This is a genomic window from Flavobacterium aciduliphilum, from assembly GCF_003268855.1.
Classification (GTDB): domain Bacteria; phylum Bacteroidota; class Bacteroidia; order Flavobacteriales; family Flavobacteriaceae; genus Flavobacterium; species Flavobacterium aciduliphilum.
The window spans coordinates 1-5,523 of the sequence record NZ_QLSZ01000020.1 but is presented as its reverse complement, the minus strand read 5'-3'; the positions used below and the strand labels follow the sequence as shown (position 1 = coordinate 5,523).

Here is a 5,523-nt window from a genome sequence, read left to right as displayed (position 1 = left end):
TGATAGAGGTTTTAAAAGAAAGGCGGCGACATACTCTCCCACAAGATGCAGTACCATCTGCGCAGTCGGACTTAACTTCTCTGTTCGGAATGGGAAGAGGTGAGCCCCGACGCAATAACCACCTTAAAATTTAAGTGATTAGTTTTTAGTGACTAGTAATTAGCTTTTGACTAATTACTTTTTACTTTTTACTATTCACTGCAGCTTCGCTGCAAATATCTTAACATACTGAGATAAAGAAAAAAATCAAGAAAGTTGTCTCCCGAGCCCGAAGGCTCGGGATAGTGCACATAAACTTACGGGTTATTAGTACTACTCGACTATGACATTACTGCCTTTACATCTATAGCCTATCAACGTGGTCATCTTCCACGACCCTTAAAAGAAATCTCATCTTGTGGTGGGTTTCGCGCTTATATGCTTTCAGCGCTTATCCCTTCCCAACGTAGCTACTCTGCAATGCCCCTGGCGAGACAACAGATACACTAGAGGTTAGTCCAATTCGGTCCTCTCGTACTAGAATCAGATCCACTCAAATTTCTAACGCCCGCAGTAGATAGAGACCGAACTGTCTCACGACGTTCTGAACCCAGCTCGCGTGCCACTTTAATGGGCGAACAGCCCAACCCTTGGGACCTTCTCCAGCCCCAGGATGTGACGAGCCGACATCGAGGTGCCAAACCCCCCCGTCGATATGAGCTCTTGGGGGAGATCAGCCTGTTATCCCCGGCGTACCTTTTATCCTTTGAGCGATGGCCCTTCCATGCGGAACCACCGGATCACTATGCTCTACTTTCGTACCTGATCGACCTGTATGTCTCTCAGTCAAGCTCCCTTATGCCATTGCACTCTACGCACGGTTACCAAGCGTGCTGAGGGAACCTTTAGAAGCCTCCGTTACTCTTTTGGAGGCGACCACCCCAGTCAAACTACCCACCAAGCAATGTCCCCCACAATATGGGGTTAGGCCTCAGATAAGCAAAGGGTGGTATTTCAACAATGACTCCACAACGCCTAGCGACGCCATTTCACAGTCTCCCACCTATCCTACACATCACTTATCCAAGGTCAATACTAAGCTATAGTAAAGGTGCACAGGGTCTTTTCGTCCCACTGCGGGTAATCGGCATCTTCACCGATACTACAATTTCACCGAGCTCATGGCTGAGACAGTGTCCAGATCGTTACACCATTCGTGCAGGTCGGAACTTACCCGACAAGGAATTTCGCTACCTTAGGACCGTTATAGTTACGGCCGCCGTTTACTGGGGCTTCAATTCAATGCTTCTCCGAAGATAACATCTCCTCTTAACCTTCCAGCACCGGGCAGGTGTCAGGCCCTATACCTCATCTTACGATTTTGCAGAGCCCTGTGTTTTTGATAAACAGTCGCCTGGACCTTTTCACTGCGGCCAGCTTGCGCTGGCGACCTTTCTCCCGAAGTTACAGGTCTATTTTGCCTAATTCCTTAGCCATGAATCTCTCGAGCACCTTAGGATTCTCTCCTCGACTACCTGTGTCGGTTTACGGTACGGGTTCTTATAATCTAAGTTTAGAGGTTTTTCTTGGAAGCCCTTAGGTACACTATCACTTTGTCCGAAGACTCCGTGTACTATCGCATTTCCCCAAAAGCCGTGGATTTGCCTGCGGCTCTTATAGGTAGGTGCTTTAACCAACTATTCCGTCAGTTGGCGGTACTTTCATCACTCCGTCACCCCATCACAATTATAAGAAGTACGGGAATATTAACCCGTTGGCCATCGACTGTCCCTTTCGGGTTCGCCTTAGGACCCGACTAACCCTCAGCTGATTAGCATAGCTGAGGAAACCTTAGTCTTTCGGTGTGCGGGTTTCTCGCCCGCATTATCGTTACTTATGCCTACATTTTCTTTTCTAACCAGTCCAGCATAGCTCACGCTACACCTTCAACCCTGTTAGAATGCTCCCCTACCACTTCTATTACTAGAAATCCATAGCTTCGGTAGTATACTTATGCCCGATTATTATCCATGCTCGTCCGCTCGACTAGTGAGCTGTTACGCACTCTTTAAATGAATGGCTGCTTCCAAGCCAACATCCTAGCTGTCTATGCAGACAAACCGCGTTTGTTCAACTTAGCATACATTTGGGGACCTTAGCTGATGGTCTGGGTTCTTTCCCTCTCGGACATGGACCTTAGCACCCATGCCCTCACTGCTGATTATATTATATAGCATTCGGAGTTTGTCAGGAATTGGTAGGCGGTGAAGCCCCCGCATCCAATCAGTAGCTCTACCTCTATATAACTTAACTTCAGCGCTGCACCTAAATGCATTTCGGGGAGTACGAGCTATTTCCGAGTTTGATTGGCCTTTCACCCCTACCCACAGGTCATCCGAAGTCTTTTCAACGACAACCGGTTCGGACCTCCACTATGTGTTACCACAGCTTCATCCTGCCCATGGGTAGATCACACGGTTTCGCGTCTACCACTACTGACTATAGCGCCCTATTCAGACTCGCTTTCGCTACGGATCCAAGCCTTAAGCTCTTATCCTTGCCAGCAACGGTAACTCGTAGGCTCATTATGCAAAAGGCACGCCGTCACCCCACTTAAGGGCTCCGACCGCTTGTAAGCGTATGGTTTCAGGTTCTATTTCACTCCGTTATTCACGGTTCTTTTCACCTTTCCCTCACGGTACTGGTTCACTATCGGTCTCTCAGGAGTATTTAGCCTTAGCGGATGGTCCCGCCAAATTCAGACAGGGTTTCACGTGCCCCGCCCTACTCAGGATACCACTATCCATTATATCTCTTACCTATACGGGACTATCACCCTGTATCGTCTACCTTTCCAGGTAGTTCTAGTTCAATTTACATGAAATGCCGTGGTCCTACAACCCCACAATTGCCGTAACAACCATGGTTTGGGCTAATCCGCGTTCGCTCGCCACTACTTACGGAATCACTTTTGTTTTCTTCTCCTCCGCCTACTTAGATGTTTCAGTTCAGCGGGTTCGCCTCCTTATCAGGATACTATGTCTTCAACATAGTGGGTTGCCCCATTCGGATATCTACGGATCATTTCGTGTGTGCCAATCCCCGTAGCTTTTCGCAGCTTATCACGTCCTTCTTCGCCTCTGAGAGCCTAGGCATTCCCCATACGCCCTTATTTTGCTTATGTGCCGCCTATTTATTCCTAAAAATAAATAGGACTTATATAAATTCGCGATAAATCGCAAATCTACTGTGCTTTCTATTTTCTTATTATTTTCTTATCTCAATATGTCAATGAACTTTTATAATCTGAAAATATGATAATTTTCAAATTAAACAGTGGAGAATATCGGAGTCGAACCGATGACCTCCTGCGTGCAAGGCAGGCGCTCTAGCCAGCTGAGCTAATCCCCCAATTTCTAATTATGAATTGTGAATTATGAATTATGAATATTTATTCATAATACCTCAACTCCTAAAATTTCCTTTAAGCTAATTCAGTAGTCCCGGGCAGACTCGAACTGCCGACCCCTACATTATCAGTGTAGTACTCTAACCAGCTGAGCTACGAGACTCTGTATTTGCTCTTTTTCTTAAATTAACAGCAGAAAGTAAAACTACTCTTTATCAAAAGCATCTTGCTCTAGAAAGGAGGTGTTCCAGCCGCACCTTCCGGTACGGCTACCTTGTTACGACTTAGCCCTAGTTACTAGTTTTACCCTAGGCAGCTCCTTGCGGTCACCGACTTCAGGTACCCCCAGCTTCCATGGCTTGACGGGCGGTGTGTACAAGGCCCGGGAACGTATTCACCGGATCATGGCTGATATCCGATTACTAGCGATTCCAGCTTCACGGAGTCGAGTTGCAGACTCCGATCCGAACTGAGACCGGTTTTATAGATTCGCTCCAACTTGCGTTGTGGCTGCTCTCTGTACCGGCCATTGTAGCACGTGTGTAGCCCAAGGCGTAAGGGCCGTGATGATTTGACGTCATCCCCACCTTCCTCTCAGTTTGCACTGGCAGTCTCGTTAGAGTTCCCGACATGACTCGCTGGCAACTAACAACAGGGGTTGCGCTCGTTATAGGACTTAACCTGACACCTCACGGCACGAGCTGACGACAACCATGCAGCACCTTGTAAATTGTCCGAAGAAATATCTGTTTCCAAATACGTCAATCTACATTTAAGCCTTGGTAAGGTTCCTCGCGTATCATCGAATTAAACCACATGCTCCACCGCTTGTGCGGGCCCCCGTCAATTCCTTTGAGTTTCAAACTTGCGTTCGTACTCCCCAGGTGGGATACTTATCACTTTCGCTTAGCCACTGAACTTGCGCCCAACAGCTAGTATCCATCGTTTACAGCGTGGACTACCAGGGTATCTAATCCTGTTCGCTCCCCACGCTTTCGTCCCTCAGCGTCAATATACAAGTAGTAACCTGCCTTCGCAATTGGTATTCCATGTAATATCTAAGCATTTCACCGCTACACTACATATTCTAGTTACTTCCTTGTAATTCAAGTCTAGCAGTATCAATGGCCGTTCCATCGTTAAGCGATGGGCTTTCACCACTGACTTACTAAACCGCCTACGGACCCTTTAAACCCAATGATTCCGGATAACGCTTGGATCCTCCGTATTACCGCGGCTGCTGGCACGGAGTTAGCCGATCCTTATTCTTACGGTACCGTCAAGCTCCCTCACGAGGGAGTGTTTCTTCCCGTACAAAAGCAGTTTACACACCATAGATGCTTCTTCCTGCACGCGGCATGGCTGGTTCAGGCTTGCGCCCATTGACCAATATTCCTCACTGCTGCCTCCCGTAGGAGTCTGGTCCGTGTCTCAGTACCAGTGTGGGGGATCTCCCTCTCAGGACCCCTACCCATCATCGTCTTGGTAAGCCGTTACCTTACCAACTAACTAATGGGACGCATGCTCATCTTTTACCGTTGGAACTTTAATATATCAAACATGCGAATAATATATACTATGGGGCATTAATCCAAATTTCTCTGGGCTATTCCCCTGTAAAAGGTAGATTGCATACGCGTTACGCACCCGTGCGCCGGTCTCAAAGTTGCAAGCAACTTCTACCCCTCGACTTGCATGTGTTAGGCCTGCCGCTAGCGTTCATCCTGAGCCAGGATCAAACTCTTCATCGTATTTTTTAATATTGTAGATTATCTCTCAATATCGATTAGCCTTACTTTCTTTTTTTTCTGTTTTTACATCACTGTAAAAACGGCTGTCAATTCAATATGTCTATGAACGTAGTCTTCTATTTTTTTCGCTTCCCAAAATCCCAATCACTACTCTTTTTCGTAAGCGATGATTGCCTTGTCTGAGTTAGCGGGTGCAAAAGTACATCTTTTTTTTTATCTGGCAAGAAAATCGAAAAAAAAAATTTCCTTTTTTTCTTCATCCAAATATCTCAAAAAACTTATCCGTTTTGCGGACTGCAAAGATAATACCTTTATCTAATCTCACAAATCTTTTTTAAAGTTTTTTTTAACAATCTTTTTAATGAACTTCGCCTTTTTCTATTC

General features: G+C 46.4%; 2 tRNA genes and 3 rRNA genes. All 5 read right to left on the bottom strand.

Annotated features, from left to right (window positions below):
• Positions 1-17 precede the first annotated feature (17 nt).
• Positions 18-126, bottom strand: a 5S ribosomal RNA gene (gene rrf / locus CLV55_RS12715).
• A gap of 160 nt (positions 127-286) precedes the next feature.
• Positions 287-3,163 (bottom strand): 23S ribosomal RNA (locus tag CLV55_RS12710).
• 153 nt (positions 3,164-3,316) lie between these two features.
• Positions 3,317-3,390, bottom strand: a tRNA-Ala gene (locus tag CLV55_RS12705).
• 87 nt (positions 3,391-3,477) lie between these two features.
• Positions 3,478-3,551: transfer RNA gene (locus tag CLV55_RS12700), tRNA-Ile, on the bottom strand.
• 72 nt (positions 3,552-3,623) lie between these two features.
• Positions 3,624-5,139, bottom strand: a 16S ribosomal RNA gene (locus CLV55_RS12695).
• The 16S, 23S and 5S rRNA genes sit together here with 2 tRNA genes alongside, the layout of an rRNA operon.
• Between the last annotated feature and the right edge of the window lie 384 nt (positions 5,140-5,523).